Below are 23,131 nucleotides of genomic sequence, written 5' to 3'. Positions count from 1 at the left end.
GTTTGACAGCAAAAGCGGGAAATGAATCTGGAAGGCCTCCAAGTGGCCATCGGGCATGAATTTCGCAGCCTGTCGTTGCTGCGCGAGGCGCTCACGCATCCTTCCTACGCGGCGGAAAGCCGACGCGAAAGCCCCGACTATCAGCGGCTGGAATTTCTAGGGGACGCCGTGTTGCAACTCGCCATCACCGACTACCTGTATTCTCTTTTCCCCAAGCACAACGAAGGATTGCTCACGAAAGCGCGCTCCTTTCTGGTCAACCGCGCGCGTCTTGCCACGATTGCCAGGGAACTCGGCCTGGGCGCTCTGCTCTTGCTCGGCAAAGGGGAAGAGAAAAGCGGCGGGCGAGAAAAAGACTCTACCCTGGCCGACTCCTTCGAGGCGCTGATCGGCGCCATCTATCGAGACGCCGGCTGGCGTAAAACGAAGATGATCGTGCGCAAGCTTTTTTCGGAGGCGCTCCAGCGGGTGGGTTCGTCGCCGGAAACTCTTCTGGGCAATCCGAAAGGATTGTTGCAGGAATTTCTGCAAAAGGAAGGGGGCGAGCCCCCTCGGTACCGCTGCATTGGCCAATCCGGCGAAGCGCATCGCAAATGGTACACCGTCGTCGTCGAGTGGGGCGAGGCACCTCTCGGAGAAGGTACCGGCCGCAGCAAAAAAGAGGCGGAGCTCAATGCAGCGAGCGACGCACTCGCTCGCATAGCTCAACGTAGCCCGCACGAATCGCCTTTCGCTGCCCTTCGTAGGCCTCGATAAACTCTTCCAGGGTAGCAAATCCCAAGCGGCGGCCGAGTCGGTTCCACGCTTGAGGGTCTTCGGGCAAGATTTCCTGGTGCTGGTTTCTTTCCCGCCGGAGCACGGCTTCCAAGCGCCGGAGGAATCGGTATCCCTGCTCAAACCGCTGCGCCACCGCGGGAAGGGCGGCCTGAAGGGCGACCAACGCCTTCCAGAAATTGGGCTCCCGTTTGCGTTCCTTCATAAGCCAGAGGGTGATCCCGAATTCGATATCAAGAATCCCTCCGATGCCGGTCTTGAAACGTCGGAAAGAAAGAACGCCCGCGTGACGTTCCGCTTCGATTCGTTCCCGCATGGCGATGACCTTGTCCACCGGGCAGGACGCGGTTCGATCGAGCCAGATCCGTTCCACTTTGTCGATGAACCTTTGTCCGGTAGTTGGGTCGCCCGCGACGAAGCGCGCGCGAGTCAAAGCCTGAATTTCCCAAAACTCCGCCTCATCGCGGTAGTAGCGCTCGTACGCTTCCACCGGACGAGCCAGAGGGCCTTCTCCGTGCGGCCGCAGACGGTAATCCATAGGAAAAAGAATTCCCGCCCCCAGCGTTTCGGTAAGAAAACGGTGCACGGCCAATGCCGCTTCTTCCGGTGCGCCGATGCAAAGGCAGTCGAGATCGGACCCGTAAGCGAGATCACCGCCTCCAAACCTGCCGAGGGCCACGTAGGCCAGATTTCCCCGGCTCGATCTTCGGCAGGCAAGTTCAAGGCAGGCTTCGGCAAGCGCCGTATATTCTTCTTGAATCGCAGCGAGATCGGCCAGCCCCAGAATATCGCGGAGGAGAATACGGAGAAGCTCGCCGCGACGATAGATCCGCGCGGCGACCGCCGGTTCCCCCGGCAAACTTTCCAGCTCTCGGAGATAGTCGGCCCGATTCTTCTGCCTTCCCAGGGAAGGGCTTTGCGTAACCTCTTCGAAGAGTTCGGGCTGCGCGAAAAGGATTTCGCTGAAGAAGGAGCTGGCGTCGAAAAGCCGGATCAGGAGATCGAGGGCTTTCGGATTGGCCGCCAGGGTTTCGTAAAGGAAAGACCGCGCTCCGTATTTGGATACGAAAGAGACGAAACGGCGGAGGACGGCATCGGGGTCGACCGCCGATGCGAGCGACTGTGCCAGAAAGGGAGCTAAGCGACGATACGCGCGAGCGGCGCGGGGAGCGCTCAAGAGGGAATCGCGCACCTGAAGAGCCGCGAGATTTCGTTCCGCCTCCGCGGGAGCAGCGAAGACTCCGAGCGGAATATGAGCGTGCGTTTCACATTTTTTAATGAAATATTTTTGAAATAATTCATGGACAAGCGTGCGGTGCTTTTGCAGCGTCGACTCGAAGTCCGGCGGTGATAATCCCAGCGACTTGGCGATCTCCGCCCGTGCATCCGAATCCGTAGGAAGCAAATGCGTTTGCAATTCCTCCACCATTTGCAGCCGGTGTTCCAAGTTCCGCAAAAAGCCGTAAGCTTTCGTCAACGCCTCCGCTTCTTCGAACGGCAGGATCTGCACGGTTGCCAGCGCGCGCAACGCGGAACAGGTAGATCGCACTTGGATGATCGGCTGCCGGGCCCCATAAAAAAGCTGCAGCGCCTGCGCGACGAATTCGATCTCGCGGATTCCTCCCGGTCCGAGCTTTACGTCACGCAGCTTCCGATCGCCGAGCAGGATCTCCTCATCGATGCGGGCCTTCATCGCGGCGATCTCCTCGAAGACCTCCTCCGTGAGATGGCGGGGAAAGCAAAAGTGTTGCCGCAACAGTTCGAACTCGTACCCCAGGTCAGGATCTCCTGCGACGTAGCGTGCTTTGATCAGCGCCATCCGCTCCCAGGTCTCGCCGGAGGCCGCATAATACCGCTCGCTCTCGGACAATGAGGGCACCAGCGCCCCGGAGTCGCCATCCGGGCGCAGCCGCAAATCGACCCGATAGAGCGCTCCGGCTTTGCCCGCACCGGAAAGCCCGGATATGACGCGTTGGGCGATGGTCGTCCGAAGCGGTGCGGCAAAACGGCTCTCCTCGTCCCCGGCAAGGAAGACGATGTCGATGTCCGAGCTGTAGTTCAGCTCTTGTCCGCCCAGCTTCCCCAACGCAAGCACCGAAACCGAACCGTGCGTCACACGAAGTTCTTCCTCAACGAGTCGTAGAACTGAGGCGATGGAAAAATCGGCGAGATGCGAAAGGGCCGCGACTGTTTCCTGCCAAGAATAACGTCCCGCAAAGTCGAGGAAGCCGATCCGCAGCTGCTCCCGGTGCTTCAAGACCCGCAACGCGTCGAGCTTGCGGGAAGCATCCGCGCCGGCCCCGCACAGCTCACGCCAGTCCATTCTCCACCTGCCTGGACCCCGTACCCCCCCGGGAGGCGCGGCCGCAACCGCAACCAGCCAATCCCGCCAATCGGAGTGGAACGCCAAGCGATTGCGCGATACCGCCGAAAAGCGCAGGAACGCCGCAAGGGCGTCGTCAAAGCTCGGAAATCGACCGAAAGTTTCTTGCATGGAATGCTCTCCCCCTCGCGCCTGCCGGATCGCACAGAACGCTTCCGTTATCGCGTCGCTCGTTTCTTTTACAGAGAGTAAATTTTACAAATAATTGAATGCGTAGATCTTACAGCTTAATGCCTGCAAAGAGAGGGGCGAAATAAGTAAAAATAAGATCCGCCCCCGCGCGCTTGATGGCGAGAAGAGATTCCCGATAGGCCGCTTCCAGATCGAGCCAGCCCTTTCCCGCGGCAGCGATGATTTGCGCATATTCGCCGCTGACCTGGTAGGCGGCGACGGGAAGAAGAGTGCGCGCACGGACGTTCGAAATCACGTCCAGATAGGGTCCCGCCGGCTTAACCATGAGGATATCCGCTCCTTCCTCCTCATCGAGCTGCGCTTCGAGCAAGCCCTCACGAAGGTTGGCCGGATTGAGCTGATAGCTTCTTTTATCCAAATACCCTTTCCCTCGGCGGCTTCCGATAGCGTCGCGAAAAGGCCCGTAAAAAGCGGAAGCAAATTTGACGGCATAGGCCAGGATCCCCACCCGCTCCAGTTCCGCCGCATCCAAGCTCACCCGGATGGCGGCGATCCTTCCGTCCATCATGTCGGAAGGCGCGACGAAATCGACGCCCGCCTCGCCGAGGATCCGCGCCATCTCGCAGAGTACGAAGACAGTCGGATCATTCTCGATCTCTCCGGTCTCCGCATTCCAAACACCGTCGTGCCCGTGGTCCGTATAGGGATCCAGAGCGACGTCGGCGATCACCAGCAGACCCGCCCCTCTCGCCTTGATCTCCCGCACCACCCGGGGTATCAACCCCGCAGGGTCCAGCGCGGCTGATCCCTTCGCGTCCTTCTTTTCTTCGGGGATGCAGGGAAAGAGGGCGACACCCGGTACCCCCGCTTCGTATAAATCCAGCGCCAGCCGGACGGCGTCGGCCGGATTGTGTCGAAAGACCCCGGGCATCGACTCGATCTCCTCCTGCGGCCCGCTTTCCTTGCAAAAAATAGGTGCGACGAGGTCGCTCACGTTCAGAACGTGCTCTTCGATCAACCGCCGGATCGCCTCGGTGGCCCGGAGCCTCCGAGGACGGCGGCGCAGTGCAAGCTTATGGGAGGAATTTGCCATGTCCTACGCTATGACGTTCTCTTTTCCCTTTCCAAGGGCTTTCTGCCGAAGGCCCGGAGACTTGCCCTCGCAAGCGGCCTCGGGCTTCCTCCCCAGCTGTGTCGGATGCCGCACGGCGGGGATCTTCGCCCCAAAGCCGGGGCTCCGCCATACTGCTCCTTGCTTTTCAATAGTTTTTTGCCTTTCTAGAGCCAACGCGCACGAGGCGATCGCTCATGTCCGGCCTGCATCATGTCCAACATCCCGTCCTCTACGATCGCATTACCCAGATGCGCGACCGGCGAACCGATCAGAGCCTTTTCGTTCGCTTGCTGGAAGAAGCCTGTTTTGTTCTCGCCGTGGAGGCGACGCGCGATTTCGCGCTCAAGTCGATCCCTGTCGCTACCCCGTTGGAAGACACTCGAGGCCCCATCCTCTCGGAAGCGGTTGTGCTCGTGCCGATCCTGCGCGCCGGCTTGGGCATGCTCCCGCCCTTCCGTACCCTTCTTCCCCAAGCCGCTGTTTCCTTCATCGGCGCGCTGCGAGACGAGCATACGCTGGAACCGTCCATTTATCTCGACCGCATTCCTGCGGTGACTTCCGATGCGCAGGTCGTTCTCTTGGATCCGATGCTCGCAACCGGAGGCACCGCCGTGACCATTCTCAACCTGCTCAAGGAGCGAGGAGCCCGGCGGCTCCGCCTCGTCTGCTGCCTCTCTTCCCCGGAAGGAATCCGCAGGGTACAGGAAGCTCATCCGGAAGTGACCATCTTCACCGGAGCCATCGATCGCGGGCTGAACGAGCGCGGCTTCATTCTCCCGGGGCTGGGGGACGCCGGCGATCGGCAATTCGGCACCCGCGCCCGCTCGCTTCCGGGCCATCCCGGAGATGGCTGATCGGTCCCTATGATTGAGAATATAGCCATGGTTTGTTCAACATCCCTTTTTTTGTCCGCTGACGCTTTCCCCTTGGCGCTCGGTCCGAATCGGCCTGTCTTCAGACGGTCGCTTCAGGCAAAAAGAGCTTTGCCTGGCATCGGCGAGCCCATAACGTTGGCGCATGGAGACCTTGGAAAGTCTTCGAAGGCTTTATGATCAGCCACTCCTGCCTCTCCTCACGCGCGCCCGCTCCGTCCATGTCGTCCACCATCCGGAGAATGAGATCCAGCGCTGTGAGCTTGTGAACATCAAGGCGGGAGGGTGCTCGGAGGACTGCCGGTACTGCGCGCAAAGCTTGCGGTACGCAACCGGAATCACCCGGCAGGGGATTCTCGACCCTTCCTCTCTTCGCCGGGCGGCGCGGGAAGCACGCCTCCGCGGAGCAACCCGTCTCTGCCTGGGAGCTGCCTGGCGTGGTCTCAAAGAAGGAGATAGCCGGCTCCATGAGGTCTGTCGACTCGTGGAAACGATTCGTGACGAGGGCCTGGAGATCTGCGTGACCTTGGGTCTGCTCCGACCGGCGGCCGCACGTCGTCTTCGCGAGGCCGGGGTCACGGTTTACAATCACAACCTCAATTCCGGTCCGAAGTTCTATCGGGAAATCGCGACGACCCATTCCTTCGCGGACAGGATTGCCACCCTGCGCGCGGCGCAAGAGGCCGGCTTGCGCCTTTGCAGCGGCGGCATCCTGGGCATGGGGGAAAGCGTGGATGACCGCTTGGAAATGCTGCTGGCCCTTCTTGAGTTCGACCCCGCGCCGGAAAGCGTCCCGCTCAATCTTCTCGTTCCCATTCCGGGCACCCCTCTCAGTTCTCAACCGCCGGTCGACCCACTCGACTTGGTGCGACTAATCTGCGTGACGCGCATCGTCCTCCCCCGCAGCCGGATCCGGTTGGCGGCCGGGCGGCGCCGCTTGCCGCCCGAAACCCAGCTCCTCTGCTTTCTGGCCGGCGCCAACTCGATTTTCATCGGCGAAAAGCTGCTCACCACACCCAATGCCTCGTTCGATTCCGATCGCGTGCTTTTCGAAAGCTTGGGGGTAAGCTCGTCCGGTTCCAATTCTTGCCCGCGATCGAAGTCAGCTGAGCCGCTCCTCCGGCGAAATCCTTGCCGCGGCAGCAACTTTGCGGGATCGGTTGACCAACGTGGCGATTGACGTTCGCGCCGATTGTGACTTGATTGTAATTCCATGCCAAGCGTCGACGCACCATTGCCCGCGGGCCTGCAGGAGATCGTCCATCTCTTTGAAAGCCTCCCTGCGCAGGAAAAGAGGGAATTGCTCATCGCCTACAGCGACCGTGCCGGCGAATATGCCCCAAAGGAGGGGGAGACCTTTTTACTCTCGGATGTCCGTAAAGACGAGGAGTGCACCGATTCGGTCGGTGTCTTCCTGAAGGCTGATTCGGGAGATCGACTTCTTTTCCGAATGTCGCTCGGTCCCCACGTGCAGACTCTTACCCGTGCTATGGCCTCGATCCTTTGTCAGGGATTGGCGGGTTCGACCGCGGCGGAGGTGATGGCGATCCCGAACACCTTCGTACCGAAAATCGTCGGCACCGAGCTCGTCCGCCAGCGGAGCCAGACCGTCTATTACATCCTGGCACGCCTCAAAGGCGCATGTCGACGCCTGCTCGTCGAACAGCGACAGGCGCAGTCCGCGGGCTCCGCGCCATGAATCTCAGCACTGAAGACGCTGACGCGACCTACCGTTCGCTGGGATTGGGGAAAGCCCCGCTCCGGCTGGACGCCGAATCTCCAGACAAGGCGGTCGCGATCGGAGGGGAAATTCCCGAATACCCGCGCGTTCTCGTCGGACAGGATCGCTATGAAGCGATCCTCAACCGGTTGATCGCTTCCCGGCTCTTTCCCATTCGCGACAACCCGTCTCTCTTTTCGGCGACCTTTCTAACCACCTACTTCCGGGAGCGACTGCGATTCGCGGCCTACGACGCGGTTCTGCGGGAAGAGGGTTCCTCGGAATTAACCGCTTCCGGCCGGAAGCCGGCGAAATGGAGAGCCCGCCTCTATCGACGCGCGCTTGTTCAGCGACTGCTCACCCGCATCGAACGACGACGGCTGAACAGTCGTCCCTGGCTGGATCAGGTTTGGCAAAAGGCCGTCGGCCCGCGCATCGCCGCGGAATCCCAGCTCGTTCGCATCGACAGAGAATCCTGCCGCGCCATCATCCGGTCGCTTAATGCGTCGCTTGCGTTTTCGCTGCGCCGACGTCCGGATCTCTGCTCGTTCCTTTCCGAAGCCCTGGGCACTCCGATTCGCGAGATCCGCATGGTCGTCTGAAGCAAAACGACCCGGCGGCGCGCGACCGGCGGCTCACCGCATGGCTCTGGCCATTCCGCTTCCGATCTCGGCGGGAGAAAGGATAACGGGAATCCCTGCCGCTTCGAAGGCTTCGATTTTCGCCTTCACCGTGCCGGCGGCCCCCGTAATGACCGCCCCCGCATGCCCCATGCGCCTCCCGGGTGGTGCCGTGGCGCCGGCTAGGAAAGCCGCGATCGGCTTACGGGAAGAAGTCTTCCAAAAGGCGGCGGCTTCCTGTTCCTCGACCCCTCCGATCTCCCCGATGATCAAGATCGCCTCCGTCGCCGGATCCGCATCGAACATCTCGACGACGCTCCTGAGGCTGAGCCCATGGACGGGATCACCCCCGATTCCCACGCAACTGCTCTGGCCGATGCCTTTCTGCGAGAGCTGCCAGACCGCCTCGTAGGTGAGTGTCCCGCTGCGGGAGACGATACCGACTGGCCCCGGTTTGTGAATATACCCCGGCATGATTCCGATTTTGCACTCACCCGGTGTGATCACCCCCGGGCAGTTGGGGCCGATCAGGCGCGTGTTCCTTCGTTCCAAGCAGGCCAGGACCCGCACCATATCGAGAGTCGGAATCCCCTCGGTGATGCAAACGATCAATTCGATGTCGGAAGCGGCGGCCTCAACGAGGGCATCGGGGGCGGCGGCCGCAGGAACGAAGATCAAGCTCGCATTGCACCCTGTGGCTTCCTTTGCTTCGGCCACCGAATCGAAGATGGGCACCCGCCCATCGAACTTCTGCCCCCCACGTCCGGGCGTCACCCCTGCCACGATCTTCGTCCCGTAATCGAGACAGGCTCGCGCATGAAAAGATCCCGCCTTCCCGGTGATGCCCTGCACCACGACCCGAGAGGAACGGTCGGCGAGGATCGACATCTACCCGGCCTCCCTGGCCGCCTCTACCGCTTTTCGGGCCGCCTCGGCCAGATCGTCGGAGGTCCGGATGGGTAGTCCCGACTGCTCCAGGATCTCCTTGCCCTCTTCGAAATTCGTGCCCTGGAGTCGAACGATGATCGGCACCTTGGGTTGCAGACGGGAAATCGCCTCCACCATGCCGCGCGCGATCAGGTCGCAACGGAGGATGCCGCCGAAGATGTGAACAAAAACCGACCGCACCTTGGGGTCCCCTAGCAGGATGTCGAACGCCCGGGTAACCCGCTCCAAGTCGGCACCCCCACCGACATCCAGGAAGTTGGCCGGTTCTCCGCCGTAACGGTGGAGTATATCCATCGTGGCCATCGCAAGGCCGGCCCCGTTGACCAGACAGCCGATATTTCCGGAGAGACCGACATAATTGAGTCTGGCTTTCGCGGCCGCCGCCTCTCGCGGGTCTTCGAGGACCTCGTCCTGGTAAGAGGCGATTTCCGGATGGCGAAAGAGAGCGTTCTCATCGAATCCGACCTTTGCGTCGATCACGGCGATCCTTTCGTTCTCGACGATGGCAAGCGGATTAATTTCGACCAGGCTCGCGTCGCAATCGCAAAAGAACCGGTAGAGCCGAACCGCCACATCCACCACCTGATTCCGCAGGGAGCCATGCAAGCCCATCCGCCCGGCGAGCTCGCGCGCCTGATAGGGCCAGAGCCCAGATAGGAAGTCGATCCGTAGCCGTTGAATGGCATCGGGCTCCTTTTGCGCAACCTCTTCAATGTCCACCCCTCCTCGAGAACTCCCGATCAGCAGAGGGCAACGGTGTTCGCGGTCGATGAGAATCGCCAGGTAAAGCTCTCGGCTGATCCGCGGCGCCTCGGCAACCAGCAGCTTGTTCACCGGTCGGCCCTCCGGCCCGGTCTGGGCGGTGACCAAGACTCCCCCGAGCATCGCCTGCGCAACCGATTCCACTTCCGCGGGATTCTTGCAAAGGCGGACTCCTCCGGCAAAACCGCTTACAAAGCGTCCCCTCCCCCTTCCCCCGGCCAGAATCTGCGCTTTGACAACCAAGGGTCGACCGGTCAACCGCTCCGCAATATCGCGGGCTTGCTGGGGACTCGATGCGACCGCGCCGGCGGGAATCGGTAAGCCATAACGAGCAAGGAGATCCCTCGCTTGATACTCGTAGACGTTCATAGCGCCCGGTCGAACCTCCGTTCGCGCCCGTCTCCACCATGGGGTTCCTGCACCTCCGTCGCCCGCGAAGCCGGAACGAGGATCGCGTCACGCATGCCATGCACCAGCTTCTTGTCCGCAGGGCAAATGGTCGCCAAAACCCCGCAAAGCTCGGCTTTGCCGTCCAAGACGAAATAGTAGGGGGAAATCCGTACACGGCCGGTCATTCGTTCTTTTGCCCCGTCCGCAGTGAAAAAAGGGTGCTCGGCGAGCGAACCCTTGACAAACCGCTGCAAAACCCAGGGATGAGTCTCGAAATCTTCGAGGGCCTGCTCGATCCGCTTCTGCCACTCGGCTTGTGCCAAGTCCGAGCCCACAAAGACGCCTCGCGAGCCCCAGGCCAGAGGAGAAAAGCCGGAAATCTTGAGCACCAGATCCCGCTCCGTCTGGCTGAAATGACCGAGCTCCCGCCAATCGTTGATCTCCAATCCCGGATAGACCGCTTGCGGAGGAAGAGGGGTCGGATCCAGAATCCAGCTCTGGGGGATGAGCTCCCGCAGGAATCGAAAACCTTTTTCGGTGAGCTGACGCCGCCAAAAGTCCCGCAGCGGTCGAAGCCAAAAGAGCGCGAGCCAAAGCTTCTCTTCCAAGTAGGGCTTCAGCGGCGGCGTCATTACGGTCCGATCGGGAACGAAGCTCGCCCGGATCGTGGGAAGCTTTTCCCAATCAAAGCACTCGAAAAAGCGGTAGATCGCCGGGTCGCCGCATCGATAATCTTCCGCCCGACGGATCCGGTCCGGTCCGACTAGGTACTCCATTTCCGGCCGGTAGGAAGAGGCTTCCTCGGAGATCACGACGTCCCCGGCGGGAAAGATACGGGAGAAGCCCTTCCGCATTCCGTCTGTTCCCCCGAGAAGCTTTGCATCCCAGTGGGCGAAGCGTTCCTGCAACCAAGCGGTCACCCCGATGCCGCCCGGTACGTTGTCGAGCTCGCAGAGCGCAAAACCCGAATCGGTCCAGAGGAGATCGGGCCGGATCAGCCGGGGAACCTGATTCGCCAAGGCGGCGTGCCGCGATAGGGAAATCAGATCTTTGGGCTTGCCGCGGTCGAGCAGCTCGGCGATCCAGGCCGGTGCTCTTCCTTGCACGCTCCACCGATAGAGGAGATTACACCCCTGCACGAAGTGCTGCAGGACCGGACCGAGCCGTTCTAATATTGCGACGTGCCGCTCGCTTAGGGGAAAGGAGGTGTCGCTGACCCGCCATTCCTTTTCGGCCAGCAGGCCCGATTCGGGCATTCCCCTCCGTAACAACGACAATCGATCGAGAGCGTTCAAAAAACAGATCCGTTCCGGGCCCGGGGTGTTAGGACTGTTCCTCTGTTCAGGAGTGCTCCTCCGCAGCCTTGTTCGGTAGCAGGCCCTCGAAAAGACGATGCCAAACGCTTTGCGCCGGCGGCCGAAACCGCAAACGCAACCGAAACGCGTGGGAGCCAGCTTCCTAAAGGCAGTTCCGAGCTGGCATTACCGTAATTAGCCCGCCGGCCATCGGCTCGTCAACCTCTTCTCTGCCGGTCAAAGACGCAGCCAATCGCCAGGGAGCAAATGGTGGGCGAGGAATCGGGTGAACGGGCTCAATCCGCCAGCGGGAGATCGGGCCTTGGTTTCCCCGCTGTCTGCTTCGGCCCGGCCGAGGAACCCGCTCTCCTTCGGCAAACCCGCTCCAAGGCTTGCGCCTCGCTTCGTTCACCGATTATATCGGCTTTTTATGGAAGAACTCATCATCGTTGGTTCCGGTTGCGCCGGCTGGACCGCGGCCATCTACGCCGCGCGCGCCAACCTCCGTCCGCTCGTAATCACAGGCACCTTGCCGGGAGGCCTGTTGATGACGACGACGCTGGTGGAAAATTTCCCCGGTTTTCCCAACGGGATCCAGGGGCCCGACCTAATGGCGGCTATGGAAGAACAGGCGAAGCGTTTCGGGGCGCGTGTCCTCTCGATGGCGGTGGTCACTCGGACCGAGCTTCGCGGTACTCCCAAGCGGATCTTTCTCGAAGACGGAGTGCTGGAGGCGAAGGCCGTGATTCTGGCCGTAGGCGCTCGCCCAAGACATCTGGATGCGCCGGGCGAAAGGGAGCTCGAGACGCGCGGAGTCAGCTATTGCGCGACCTGTGACGGTGCGCTTCCTCTCTTTCGCAATCGGCCCTTGGCGGTCGTGGGCGGGGGCGATACCGCCTGCGAGGAAGCCCTCTATTTGACTCGCTTCGCGTCGGAAGTGTACCTCATTCATCGACGCGATCAGTTGCGCGCCTCACCGATCATGGCCGCGCGGGTGCTCGGCAATGCCAAGATCCGACCTATCTGGAACACGGTGGTAACCGAGGTGTTGGGCCGCAATGAGGGCAAGCTGACGGGGCTGGCCCTCTGCGAGCTCCCAACGGGCAAGACGAGAATCCTCTCCTGCGCGGGACTTTTCGTAGCCATCGGTCATCAACCGAGCACGGAGCCCTTTCGCGGCCAGGTCGATCTCGACGAGCGCGGGTATATTCGGGTTCGCCAGGGAGCCCACACCGACCAGCGCGGGGTATTCGCGGCGGGCGATTGCGTGGATTTCACCTACCGGCAAGCCGTGACGGCGGCGGGCATGGGCTGCATGGCCGCTCTGGACGCGGAAAGATATCTCTCCTCGGCCGCTGCGGCATCGCACGCTTGATTCCGGGGAAATCGGAGCTTAGTTTGGGAGTTTTTACGAGAAATAACCCATGGTGACTGTCCAAACCGAGGAGCTCGGTTCTTGCCGGAAACGACTTCGGATCGAGGTTTCCGCAGACCAAGTCGCGCAGATCCGCAAGAAAGTCGTGGAACGTTTTTCGCAAGCGGCCCGGCTGCCGGGGTTCCGGCCGGGGAAAGCGCCGGTGCCCCTGGTGGAAAAGCAGTTCCAAAAACGTATCGATGACGAGCTGCAGAAAACGCTGATTAGCCAGGGCTTTCAAGAAGCCGTACAGAAGCAGCAGCTCAACGTGGTCCGCGGGCTGGGAACCGAAGATGTCCGTTACCTCCCCGGGCTTTCCTTTTCTTTCGCGGCCATGGTCGACTGCGCTCCTACCTTTTCCCTGCCCGAATATTCGTCGATGGTTATCCCGAAATTGGAGTTGATGGTAAGCAAGGAGGAAGTTGATCAAGCTCTCGGCAAGCTCCTGGAAACCCGTGCTACGTTCGCCGATGCTCCGAACCGCCCGCTGGCGGAAGGCGATTATGCGGTGCTTCGGTACGAAGCAACTCTAGACGGTCAGCCGCTGTCTACACTTTTTCCGGCGGCGGGAATCCTCGGCCGCGCCGAGGATCAGTGGCTGTTGGTCAAGCCGGGAATCTTCGTTCCGGGCTTCGCGGAGGGCATCCTCGGGATGGAAATCGGGCAAACCCGCTCGCTGTCCCTATCCTTTCCGGAGGATTGGTTTTTTGAACCGCTCCGCGGCAAGAGAGTCGATTACTCCATCACCCTCTTGGCGATCAAGGAGCGCCACGTCCCTCCGCTTTCGGACGAACTGGCCAAGGAGATCGCCGGAACCGACGAGTCGGGACTCCTCTCGCTGCTGCAAACCGCGGTGGAAACCGAAAAGAAGCGGGCCGCACGCCGGGAGCAAGCCAACCACATCGTAAACGCTCTCCTCGGCTCGGTCGAATTCCCGCTCCCGGAATCGCTGGTGGAAGAGGAGACGGCAAGCGCCGTTCGGGAAATCGTCGCCGAGAATCAGGAACGCGGCATTCCTCTGTCCGTGGTTCAGCAGAAGACGAAGGAAATCTTCGCGAATGCGCGCAGGCTGGCCGCCCAGCGGGTGAAGCTGCGTTTCCTCATTGAGCGGATCGCGCGGAATGAATCACTGACGGTGACAGACGAAGAGCTTTCCGGCGCGATCGCTTCTCTCGCGCATCGGCAGAAGCTTCCTCCCCGACAGTTCATCCAACGGATTTCCCGGGAAAACCTGGAGGCACTCAAAAGGCAGATATTGACAGAGAAAGTAATCGACTTCCTCATCGAAAGAGCGAAGGTTGCTACCGTATGACAGACCATGGCTTGAGAGCACAGATCATTCCGTCCGTCATTGAGCAGATCGGCCGGGAAGAACGGCGGTACGACGTCTATTCCCGCCTCCTCAAGGATCGTATTATCTTTCTTGGCGTGGCGATCGACGACATGATTGCCAACGTCGTCATCGCGCAGCTGCTCTTCCTCCAGATGGAAGATCCCAAGAAGGACGTGAGCATCTACATCCACTCGCCCGGTGGCTATGTCACGGCGGGCATGGCGATCTACGACACTCTGCAGTTCATCAGCTGCGACGTAGCGACCTATTGCATCGGGCAGGCGGCGAGCATGGCCGCTGTTCTTCTCGCGGCCGGAACCAAGGGCAAACGGTTCGCGCTGCCCAATGCTCGGATCATGATTCATCAACCTCTGGGAGGGGCTCAAGGGCAAGCTTCGGATATCAGCATCCAGGCCAAGGAAATCCTGCGCACCAAGCGGCAGCTCAACCAAATTCTGGCGATGCACACCGGCCAACCGCTCGAAAGACTGGAAAAGGACACCGATCGGGATTTCTTCATGTCGGCCGAGCAAGCAAAGGCCTATGGCATCGTCGATGAAGTCGTGAAGACTAAGGTCACCGTCCCGCAGGTGCCGGAGCCGACGATCGCATAGGAGACCGGAGTGCCATGGCCCGTCCCGTGCAACTGACCATGTGCTCCTTCTGCGGGAGGAGCCATGCGGAGGTTCGCAAGCTGATCTCGGGCCCGGGCGTCTACATCTGCGATAGCTGCATCAACGTCTGCAAGGACATCCTCGATCGGGAAGAAAAAGGGGAAGCTCCGGCCGCTGGCGCGGCGATGATCCCCAAGCCGAGCGAAATCCACCGATTTCTCGATCAATACGTGATCGGGCAAGAGCGGACAAAGAAGGTGCTGTCGGTCGCGGTCCACAATCATTACAAGCGCGTACTGGCCCAGGGCGCTGGCTCCCCGGCCGGTCTGGCGAGCCGCTTGGACAAGCATCCGGACGTCGAACTGGAAAAGAGCAACATCCTGCTTATCGGGCCGACCGGCTCGGGCAAGACATTGCTGGCGCGCACCCTGGCCCGGATGCTCGACGTTCCATTTTGTCTCGCGGATGCCACTTCTCTCACGGAGGCCGGGTACGTCGGTGATGATGTCGAAAACATCCTTCTCCGGTTGCTCCAGAACGCCAATTTCGACGTGAAGCGGGCCGAGATCGGCATCGTCTATATCGACGAGATCGACAAGATTGCGAGAAAGACCGACAGCCCGTCGATCACACGGGACGTGTCCGGGGAGGGAGTGCAGCAGGCCCTGCTCAAAATGCTCGAGGGGACGGTCAGCCACGTGCCTCCCCAGGGTGGACGAAAACATCCGCACCAAGAGTGCATCCGCCTAAATACGCAACATATCCTCTTCATTTGCGGAGGCGCGTTTGTCGGCCTCGACAAGATTGTCGCCCGTCGGCGCAGTCAGCGACGCCTGGGTTTTGCGGCTCATAGCCAGAGCGAGACCGACCCGACGGCTCCCGCGGAGATTGAGCCCGAGGACCTTGTCCAGTACGGGATGATCCCGGAGTTTGTGGGCCGGTTGCCGGTCCTCGCCTGGCTGGATGCCTTGACCGAGGATGAGCTCGTCAGCATCCTGACGGAACCGAAGAACGCTCTGGTCAAGCAATATGCCAAGCTTCTTGCCATGGATCAGGTGAAACTCTCCTTCACCAAGGATGCCTTGCGGCTGCTGGCCCAGGAGGCGATCCGCAAAGGTATGGGAGCGCGCGGCCTTCGCGCCGCCCTTGAGAAGATCATGCTCGAGGTGATGTACGACCTTCCCTCCCGAACCGACATGGAGGAAGTCATCATCAGCCGTCCCGTCGTCGAAGGCAAGCGTCCGCCCATTCTTCGTCGGCGGCAAGAGCGCGAAGCGGCGTAGCCGAGAACCCGGCAGCGCCTTCTTCCGAGTTCTGACAAGGAGAAAGACAAGGTGTCCGCCAAAGAACGCGTCGTCGTGGGGATGAGCGGGGGAGTGGATTCCTCCGTGGCCGCCTACCTTCTGCAGCAGCAAGGATTTGAAGTGATCGGGGTTACCCTTAAGGTCTGGTCCGACTCTTGTCTCTCCCGCTCGCAGGAGAAGTGTTGCGGACCGCAGTCGATCACTGACGCGCGCATGGTCGCCCACCGGCTGGGAATTCCCCACTTCGTTCTCGACGAAGCGGAGGCATTCGAAGAAGAAGTGATCGCCCCCTTTATCCGGGAATACCGCCGTGGCCGCACCCCTAACCCTTGCGCGCTCTGCAACGAGAAGATGAAATTCGGCCGGCTTCCGCAAAAAGCAAGAGCGTGGGGCGCGGAACATGTCGCCACAGGCCACTATGCCCGTATCGAAAGGGACGGACAGGGGCGGGTTCGGCTTCTCAAGGCGAAAGACCGGCGTAAGGACCAATCCTATTTCCTTTTTCGTCTCCAGCCGCACACCCTCGATCGGATGTTGACCCCTCTGGGAGACTACCACAAGGAGGAGGTGCGCCGGATCGCGAGGGAAGCGGGGCTATCCGTCTGGGATAAGGAAGAGAGTCAGGGGATCTGCTTCGTTCCCGGTCACCGGTACGATGCCTTCCTGGCAGAACGGATCGGCACCCGGGAGGAGGCTTGCGGAGAGATCGTCGATATCTCCGGAAAGCCGCTGGGCCGTCACCAGGGTATCGAGTCGTATACCGTCGGCCAGCGCCGGCGGCTGCCCGGGGGCCAAGGAAAGCCTCTCTACGTGGTCGATATCGATGCCGGCAAGCGGCAGGTGGTCGTCGGCCCTCGCGAAACCCTCGAGCGGACCCATTGTTTTCTCTCTGACACCAACTGGCAGCAGCCCATTCCGCCCTCCTCCGTGCGTGTGGACGTTAAGGTCCGATACAACTACCCAGCGGCTCCCGCCCGGCTGACCCTGCTTTCCGACCGGCGTGCACGCATCGATTTTGAAACCCCGCAAGCCGGACTGGCGCCGGGACAGGCTGCCGTCTGTTACGCGGACGACCTCTTGCTGGGCGGAGGATGGATTGAAAGGAGCGCGCAGGGAGCCGTTGCGTGAAGCCGCTCCTCATCCTCATCACCGTTTCTTCCGAAGAGGAAGGAGCCCGGCTGGCGAGCGCCCTTCTGGAAGCTCGGGCGGCCTCCTGCGTCAACCTCTTGCCGGCGATTCGCTCGTTCTATTGGTGGCAAGGCAAGCGGGAGGAAGCCGCAGAGGTTCTTTTGCTGGTCAAGAGCGCCCAAGAGCAATGGGAGAAGCTGGAAACCGTCGTCCGCCGGCAGCACTCGTATGAATGTCCGGAGATCGTCGCCTTCTCTCCGGAGCGAGTCGAAGGGCGCTACCTTGCCTGGTGGGAAGGAGAGCTCGGCGCGTTTTCACTCGAATCGTAATCGGAATTCGGTCGCCTCGAGATACGCGGCTTCGGCTTCCAGATCCGCCTTCGTCAGCGGATGTTCGTGCAACCAATTCGTCGGAAACCGGAGCTTCCAACCACCTTCCTCGGCCGCGATCGCGATCCTGGGGACGAGGGAATCTTGCCGTCCCCGCTCCAGTAGACACGCAATCCGGAGCAGGATGCTCAAGGAGAAGGTGGGCATCCGGTCCTCCTCCCGGAGCCGGAGCAGCTCTCCTTTGGGGTACTTGCGGCGATGGCTTCGAACCAGAAACGCCAGCCGCTGCTGGTCCCGCAGGGAGAAGCCCGGCATATCGATGTGGTCAAGGATGTAAGCACCGTGTTTATGGTGCTGGGTGTAGGAGATCAACATCCCGATCTCGTGGAGGCGGGCTGCCCAGGATAGAAAATGGCGATCTTCCTCCGTGAGACGGCAGCTCCCGGCCACCTGCCCGAAGAGCTGCAAGGCCTGCTTCTCCACTCGGTCGGCCTGTCGCACGTCGATACGGAACTGCTCTACTAGATTCCGCACCGTCTTCTCCCGGGAATCGGCCTCCGAATTCCTTCCGAGAAGATCGTAGATTAGGCCTTCCCGTAGAGCGCCTTGCGAAATATCGAGACTCTCGATGCCGAGCGACGAAAAAAGCGCCGAAAGAATGGCCACCCCGCCGGGAAATACGAGCCTCCTATCCTCATCGAGTCCCCGGAAAGGCAGCTTGTCGATCCTCTGCGCGTCCAAAAGCGCCTTAACGATCTTCTTGAGGGCGCTCGCCGTAATGACGTTCGTCGACCAGCCCTCGGCTTGCGCTACCTCCAGGACCGCCAGGATCGTCCCCGAGGAGCCGATGGCTTTTTTCCAACCTGCGGAGCGGTAGACCGCCGCAATCGGTTCCAATTCCCGAAGAGCTTCCAACTCTGCACGCCGGAGGCGGGACGGAGTGATCGTCCCGTCGGCAAAGAAGGCGGTGCTCATGCTGACGCAGCCCATGAAAAGGCTCTCCATCCTTTCCGGAGTCAAGCCTCTGCCCAAAATGAGCTCGGTGCTTCCTCCTCCGATATCCACCACCAGCCGCAACCCCCCGTCGTCCTGGATGCCGTGCGCCACGCCAAGATAGATCAGCCGCGCCTCCTCATGGCCGGAGATCACATCGACCGAATGGCCGAGGGCATTCTCGGCCCTTTGGATGAACTCGGAGGCGTTGCGCGCCTTCCGGAGGGTGTTCGTCCCGGCTACCCGGACGCGCGACCGAGGGATCGGCTTCAACCGTTGCCCGAATCGCTCCAGGCAGCGCACTGCGCGTTCCATCGCGTCTCGGGACAAGGTTCCATCGGCACCGAGGCCTGCGGCCAAGCGCACGGATTCCTTGATGCGGTCGATCGGGCGAATCTGCCCGTTCTCCTCCTGCACGACCAGCAAGTGGAAGCTATTCGAGCCGAGGTCAACGGCAGCAGCCAGCGGCACAGACCTCCCTCCGTAACTTTATGTTCCTGAACGAGTCGCCGATACGATCCGTTTGGTTTCTCCGCCTCGTGACGTTCGCGATCAAAGGAGAGAATTCACCGGAGGTGTGCGCAGCCGCCGGAAATACCGTGCTTTTGGTTGTATCGCTGGTGATATTCTTCCGCGAAGAAGAATCCGTCGGCGGGCACGATCTCCGTGACGATCGGATTGCGGAATCGTCCGCTCTCGTCCAACGTGCGGCGCGAACGCTCGGCGACCCTTCTCTGCTCTTCGTCGTAGACAAAGATTGCCGACCGATACTGCGAGCCGATGTCCGGACCCTGCCGGTTCCGGGTCGTCGGATCATGGATGCTCCAGAATTTCTGCAAGAGTTCTTCGTAGGAAATCTTTTTGGGATCGAAGAGGACAAGCACCGCTTCGGCGTGGCCCGTCCGTCCCGTGCATACCTCTTCGTACGTCGGGAACGGAACTGAGCCGCCGGAATATCCGGAAAAGGCTGCGGCGACTCCCTTCTCGTTCTCGAACGCCTGCTCGACCCCCCAAAAGCAGCCGCCCGCGAAGGCCGCCCGTTCCAAGCGCTCGCCATCCTTTCCCCTACCCTGGAGCAGATGCTGTGGAAGGAAGACGAGCGCTCCGGAGTTGATGCAATAGCGGAGCCCGGTCGGCGGAGGACCGTCGGGGAAAACATGGCCTAAATGGGCTCCGCAACGCGCACAGAGGATCTCCTGGCGAACCATCCCATGGCTCCGATCCTCCGCCTGCCGAATGTTCTGAGAGGCGAAGGGAGCGAAAAAGCTCGGCCAACCCGTCCCGGAAACATACTTCGCGGCCGAGGAAAAGAGGGGCAGCCCACAGTCGGCGCAAAGATAAAACCCTTCTTCCTTGCTGGCGATGAAGCGGCCGCAGAACGGCGGCTCGGTCGCCGCTTCCCTGGTGATTGCGTACGTCGAATCGCCCAGCAGATACCGCCATTGCTCCTTCGGCTTCCGAATATAGGCTCCCTTGGTAGGCTCGCTCGGCCGACCCCACTCATCCAAGAAAACGAAGGTCCCGGAGCCTGTCGAGGCATCCCGCGTCATAGTTTCCGATCCCATTCCGTGCCAAAGCCCGAGCATTCCAGCCAGAAGCAGCGTTGCGGCAAGACCCATCCTCTCGGCATTCCTCCAGGATCTCGGCACCATTTTTTTCTATTGCCTTTTTCTCCATTCTATTCAAGAAAAGCAACCCCATGCCGGCAGAAGGATGATTTTCCTGGCGCGATTACTCCTTTTGCCGTTGACGCGAGCTCGTTCGGCTTGTAGGATCAACCCCAACCAAGCAAGCGAGCGGGGCAAACGATCTATTTTGGGAGAGAAGCGCCGTGACAAGAATTGCTATTAACGGATTTGGGCGCATCGGCCGGTTGATCTTGCGCATCATGGCGGAACGAAACCTATTGGGCCAGATCCCGGTTGTCGCCGTCAACGACCTAGTCGCCGCGGATAATTTAGCCTATTTACTCCGCTATGATAGCAACTATGGCAGATTTCCTCTTCCCGTCCAGTCCGCCAAGTCGAATCCGAACCTGGAAAAGGATGACCTTTTGGAGATTGGCGGCCATACGATCCGCTGCCTGGAAATAAAGGAGGGGCCGGCGGCGATGCCGTGGGCCGATCTGGGTGTCGACTTGGTGCTCGAAGCCACGGGTCTCTTTACGAGCGCCGAACGGGCCCGTGGGCACCTCAAGGCCGGCGCGTCGACCGTGATTATCACCGCTCCGGGCAAAGATGCGGACATCACTGTGGTCTACGGGGTGAATCACCGAGAGATCGATCGGAGCAGGCACGCGATCATTTCGAACGCCAGCTGCACGACCAACGGCCTGACCCCGGTGGTTTACGTGCTGCTCAAAGAAGGGTTCGGCGTCGAGGAAGGGCTGATGACCACCGTGCACAGCGCCACGGCCAGCCAGAAGATCCAGGACGGGCCGTCCCGTAAGGATTGGCGCGGGGGTCGCGCGGTGGACGGCAACATCATTCCGGCGAGCACCGGCGCAGCCAAGGCGACGGCGCTCGTCTTACCGGAGGTCAAAGGAAAGCTGACCGGAATGTCTTTCCGCATTCCGACTCCGACCGTCTCGGTGGTGGACCTGACGGTCCGGACCACCAAGGCGACGAGCTATGAGGAGATCTGCGCCGCGATGAAGCGGGCCAGCGAGACCTACTTAGCCGGGGTCTTGGGCTACACGGAGGATGCGGTAGTGTCGCGCGACTTCCTTAAGGATTCCCGCTCCAGCATCTTCGATGCCAGTGCCGGCATCGGCCTCAACAGCCATTTCTTCAAGCTGATCGCCTGGTACGACAACGAGTGGGGCTACGCCAATCGCTGCGTGGATCTCGTGCACTATCTGATCCGGTCGACGTAGGCCGTCCGGCGGACGGAAAACCGGGAGCAGACGTAACGGAACCAGAGGGGTTCTTTGCATCAGGGAGGCAAAAAGGTCATGGCAAAACGGACTATTTTGGACGTGGAGGTGCGCGGAAAGCGAGTGCTCGTGCGCGTGGATTTCAACGTTCCGATCGAACACGTGGACGGGGATGCGCGAATTACCGACGACACACGGATCCGCGCCACCCTCCCGACCGTACAGAATCTTGTGAAGAGAGGCGCCCGGGTCGTGCTGATGAGCCACTTGGGTCGTCCTAAAGGGAAGCCGGATCCCAAGCTGAGCTTGCGTCCGGTGGCCGACCGCTTGGGGTATCTGCTGCAAAAGCGGGTTCGGTTTTCCGACGACTGCATCGGCGCCGGTGCGGAAAATTCGGCGAAGTCTCTGCAGGACGGAGAAGTCCTCCTGCTCGAAAACCTTCGCTTTCATCCGGAGGAGGAAAAGAACGATCCCGCATTCAGCCGGCAGCTCGCCCAGTTGGGAGAGATCTACGTCAACGATGCGTTTGGAACGGCACACCGCGCCCATTCTTCTACCGAAGGCGTAGCCCACTTCCTTGCGGAGCGGGCCATCGGTCTACTCATGGAGAAGGAGCTCCATTTTCTCGGAGAGGAGCTGGCGCATCCGGCCCGCCCCTTCGTCGTGATCCTGGGAGGTGCGAAGGTTTCCGATAAGATTCGCGTCATCGATAGGCTCCTGGCCAAGGCCGATGTGCTCATCATCGGTGGGGCGATGGCGTACACGTTTTATCTGGCTCAAGGCAAGGCGGTAGGAAAGTCGCTCGTCGAGCCCGACCGGGTGGAAATGGCGCGGCTTGCCTTGAACAAGGCGGCAAGCCGCGGGATCGAGCTTCTCCTGCCGGTCGACAGCTACATTGTCGAACACATAGATTTCGAGCGCCGCCAAACCTCTCCGGGACGATACACGCAACCTGCCGAAGAGATTCCCGACGGCTGGCGAGCCGTCGATATCGGCCCTGCGACGCTTGCGGCTATGAAACGCCCGCTCGCGGCTGCACGGACGATTTTCTGGAACGGCCCGATGGGTGTTTTTGAAATCCGAGGCTGCGACAAGGGAACATTCGCCGTAGCGGAAATGGTTGCCGAAAACCGGGATGCGGTGAGCATCGTAGGCGGCGGAGATTCCGTCAAGGCCCTCCACCGATCCGGGCTGGCCGACCGCATCACCTTTATTTCGACGGGTGGAGGTGCATCCCTCGAGTTTCTCGAGGGGAAACCGTTGCCGGGGATCTCGGTGATACCCGATAAGGCCGAAGAAGAAGCCAAGGCTGCGATCGCCCACGCGACCGGCGAAGGGCCGACCGAGTCTTTTCTTCCGACGTGAATGCGCGCACCAAGATCATCGCCGGCAACTGGAAGATGAACAAGACCGTTGCCGAAGCGCGATCCCTCGTCTGCGAGCTCCAAGGGCGCTTGGCCACGTTTTCTGGTTGCGATGTTGTTCTCTGTCCGCCGTTTACGGCGCTGGCGAGCGTCGCCAAGCTCCTGGAATCGACCCCTCGGATCCAGCTAGGGGCGCAGAACCTTCATCCCGCCCCCAAGGGGGCATTTACGGGGGAAATTTCGGCTTCGATGCTTTCGGACGTCGGCTGTCGTTTCGTGATTGTCGGCCATTCGGAGCGGCGGCGCTACTTCGGCGAAACCGACGCTTTCCTCCGCGACAAGCTTCTCGCTGCCGTTTCGGCGGGCTTGCACCCCATCTTTTGCGTAGGAGAAGAACTTGCGGATCGGGAAGCGGGACGCTGGCCGGACCATTTGCGTTCCCAGCTTCAAGCCGTGCTGCACGATCTGCCTCCGTCCATCCTAATGGAAGTCGTGCTGGCCTACGAGCCGGTATGGGCCATCGGGACCGGACGAACCGCCACCCCGGAGCAAGCGCAGGAAGCCCACGCCTTCCTCCGGCAGGAGCTGGAGCGGCTCCATGGGAATTCCGTCGCCACCGGATTGCGGCTTCAGTACGGGGGAAGCGTCACCCCGGAAAACGCGCGGGAGATTTTAGCCCAGCCTGATGTGGATGGGCTACTCGTCGGAGGAGCCAGCTTGGAGGCCGGAAGCTTTGCCTCCATCGTTCTTTCGGTAGAATAAGCCAT

21 protein-coding genes are annotated in these 23,131 nt (G+C 60.8%); 14 read left to right on the top strand and 7 right to left on the bottom strand.

All coding sequences use genetic code 11. The features are described 5' to 3' along the window. Positions 1-21 precede the first annotated feature (21 nt). The gene (rnc, locus tag MTHMO_RS05200) at positions 22-756 is read left to right on the top strand and encodes a ribonuclease III (protein ID WP_202213839.1); all 735 of its coding nucleotides are present in this window, start codon (positions 22-24) and stop codon (positions 754-756) included. Here rnc and MTHMO_RS05195 read toward each other — a convergent pair. Together MTHMO_RS05195 and hemB are read right to left on the bottom strand one after the other, a co-directional pair. Continuing rightward, the gene (locus MTHMO_RS05195) at positions 671-3,097 is read right to left on the bottom strand and encodes a glutamine-synthetase adenylyltransferase (protein ID WP_202213838.1); all 2,427 of its coding nucleotides are present in this window, start codon (positions 3,095-3,097) and stop codon (positions 671-673) included. The two genes, rnc and MTHMO_RS05195, sit on opposite strands and share 86 nt — an antisense overlap. A 280-nt stretch (positions 3,098-3,377) precedes the next feature. Beyond that, the gene (hemB, locus tag MTHMO_RS05190; protein ID WP_202213837.1) at positions 3,378-4,382 is read right to left on the bottom strand and encodes a porphobilinogen synthase; all 1,005 of its coding nucleotides are present in this window, start codon (positions 4,380-4,382) and stop codon (positions 3,378-3,380) included. Between the two features lie 215 nt (positions 4,383-4,597). Between hemB and upp the strand changes: the two genes are divergently transcribed. The 4 genes from upp to MTHMO_RS05170 all read left to right on the top strand — a co-directional run bounded on the left by upp (position 4,598) and on the right by MTHMO_RS05170 (position 7,597). Beyond that, entirely contained in the window at positions 4,598-5,257 is a 660-nt protein-coding gene (gene upp / locus MTHMO_RS05185) for a uracil phosphoribosyltransferase (protein ID WP_202213836.1), read from the top strand. A 163-nt stretch (positions 5,258-5,420) separates the two neighbouring features. Beyond that, positions 5,421-6,455 carry a biotin synthase BioB gene (gene bioB / locus MTHMO_RS05180; protein WP_202213835.1) on the top strand — a complete coding sequence of 345 codons (1,035 nt, stop codon included), beginning with the start codon at positions 5,421-5,423 and terminating at the stop codon, positions 6,453-6,455. 33 nt (positions 6,456-6,488) lie between these two features. Beyond that, positions 6,489-6,974, top strand: coding sequence for a SufE family protein (locus tag MTHMO_RS05175; protein ID WP_202213834.1), 486 nt, complete (start codon positions 6,489-6,491; stop codon positions 6,972-6,974). Continuing rightward, entirely contained in the window at positions 6,971-7,597 is a 627-nt protein-coding gene (locus MTHMO_RS05170; RefSeq protein WP_202213833.1) for a hypothetical protein, read from the top strand. The genes MTHMO_RS05175 and MTHMO_RS05170 overlap by 4 nt, the downstream gene beginning before the upstream one ends. Before the next feature lie 33 nt (positions 7,598-7,630). On the opposite strand, the gene sucD is transcribed toward MTHMO_RS05170, so the two are convergent. Genes sucD through MTHMO_RS05155 form a run of 3 tightly spaced genes read right to left on the bottom strand, consistent with a single transcriptional unit; the run spans position 7,631 to position 10,971 of the window. After that, a complete protein-coding gene (sucD, locus tag MTHMO_RS05165) occupies positions 7,631-8,503 on the bottom strand; it encodes a succinate--CoA ligase subunit alpha (RefSeq protein WP_202213832.1) in 873 nt (290 codons plus the stop codon). Beyond that, positions 8,504-9,694, bottom strand: coding sequence for an ADP-forming succinate--CoA ligase subunit beta (gene sucC, locus MTHMO_RS05160; protein ID WP_202213831.1), 1,191 nt, complete (start codon positions 9,692-9,694; stop codon positions 8,504-8,506). It lies immediately after the preceding gene. Further along, on the bottom strand, positions 9,691-10,971 hold the full coding sequence (locus MTHMO_RS05155; RefSeq protein WP_202213830.1) for a hypothetical protein: 1,281 nt from the start codon (positions 10,969-10,971) through the stop codon (positions 9,691-9,693). The genes sucC and MTHMO_RS05155 overlap by 4 nt, the downstream gene beginning before the upstream one ends. A 469-nt stretch (positions 10,972-11,440) precedes the next feature. On the opposite strand from MTHMO_RS05155, the gene trxB reads away from it, so the two are divergent. From trxB to cutA, 6 genes are read left to right on the top strand one after another with little or no spacing between them, the layout of a single operon-like run. Continuing rightward, positions 11,441-12,385 (top strand): thioredoxin-disulfide reductase, encoded by a 945-nt coding sequence (trxB, locus tag MTHMO_RS05150; protein ID WP_202213829.1) that lies wholly within the window; start codon positions 11,441-11,443, stop codon positions 12,383-12,385. Between the two features lie 49 nt (positions 12,386-12,434). Beyond that, positions 12,435-13,736 carry a trigger factor gene (gene tig / locus MTHMO_RS05145; RefSeq protein WP_202213828.1) on the top strand — a complete coding sequence of 434 codons (1,302 nt, stop codon included), beginning with the start codon at positions 12,435-12,437 and terminating at the stop codon, positions 13,734-13,736. Then, positions 13,733-14,371, top strand: coding sequence for an ATP-dependent Clp endopeptidase proteolytic subunit ClpP (gene clpP / locus MTHMO_RS05140; protein ID WP_202213827.1), 639 nt, complete (start codon positions 13,733-13,735; stop codon positions 14,369-14,371). The genes tig and clpP overlap by 4 nt, the downstream gene beginning before the upstream one ends. Positions 14,372-14,385: 14 nt before the next feature. Further along, the gene (gene clpX, locus MTHMO_RS05135) at positions 14,386-15,654 is read left to right on the top strand and encodes an ATP-dependent Clp protease ATP-binding subunit ClpX (RefSeq protein ID WP_202213826.1); all 1,269 of its coding nucleotides are present in this window, start codon (positions 14,386-14,388) and stop codon (positions 15,652-15,654) included. Positions 15,655-15,705: 51 nt separating this feature from the next. Then, positions 15,706-16,803 carry a tRNA 2-thiouridine(34) synthase MnmA gene (gene mnmA, locus MTHMO_RS05130; protein ID WP_202213825.1) on the top strand — a complete coding sequence of 366 codons (1,098 nt, stop codon included), beginning with the start codon at positions 15,706-15,708 and terminating at the stop codon, positions 16,801-16,803. Beyond that, a complete protein-coding gene (gene cutA, locus MTHMO_RS05125) occupies positions 16,800-17,132 on the top strand; it encodes a divalent-cation tolerance protein CutA (RefSeq protein ID WP_202213824.1) in 333 nt (110 codons plus the stop codon). The genes mnmA and cutA overlap by 4 nt, the downstream gene beginning before the upstream one ends. Here cutA and ppx read toward each other — a convergent pair. Both ppx and MTHMO_RS05115 read right to left on the bottom strand, forming a co-directional pair. After that, the gene (ppx, locus tag MTHMO_RS05120) at positions 17,118-18,596 is read right to left on the bottom strand and encodes an exopolyphosphatase (protein WP_202213823.1); all 1,479 of its coding nucleotides are present in this window, start codon (positions 18,594-18,596) and stop codon (positions 17,118-17,120) included. The genes cutA and ppx overlap by 15 nt on opposite strands. Before the next feature lie 95 nt (positions 18,597-18,691). Next, positions 18,692-19,675, bottom strand: a complete 984-nt coding sequence (locus MTHMO_RS05115; protein ID WP_237394779.1) for a bifunctional methionine sulfoxide reductase B/A protein — start codon at positions 19,673-19,675, stop codon at positions 18,692-18,694. 281 nt (positions 19,676-19,956) lie between these two features. Here MTHMO_RS05115 and gap point away from each other — a divergent pair, with 281 nt between their 5' ends. From gap to tpiA, 3 genes are all read left to right on the top strand, one after another. Further along, the gene (gene gap, locus MTHMO_RS05110; RefSeq protein ID WP_202213821.1) at positions 19,957-21,000 is read left to right on the top strand and encodes a type I glyceraldehyde-3-phosphate dehydrogenase; all 1,044 of its coding nucleotides are present in this window, start codon (positions 19,957-19,959) and stop codon (positions 20,998-21,000) included. A gap of 78 nt (positions 21,001-21,078) precedes the next feature. Next, positions 21,079-22,365: a phosphoglycerate kinase gene (pgk, locus tag MTHMO_RS05105; protein ID WP_202213820.1), complete on the top strand. Its 1,287-nt coding sequence runs from the start codon at positions 21,079-21,081 to the stop codon at positions 22,363-22,365. Next, on the top strand, positions 22,362-23,126 hold the full coding sequence (gene tpiA, locus MTHMO_RS05100) for a triose-phosphate isomerase (RefSeq protein ID WP_305060979.1): 765 nt from the start codon (positions 22,362-22,364) through the stop codon (positions 23,124-23,126). Before pgk ends, tpiA begins: the two co-directional genes overlap by 4 nt. Positions 23,127-23,131: the final 5 nt, after the last annotated feature.

This window comes from Methylacidimicrobium sp. AP8 (assembly GCF_903064525.1).
Classification (GTDB): Bacteria; Verrucomicrobiota; Verrucomicrobiia; order Methylacidiphilales; family Methylacidiphilaceae; genus Methylacidimicrobium.
Note: the sequence above shows the minus strand (reverse complement) of the source record. Positions and strands in the feature narration are given on the sequence as shown.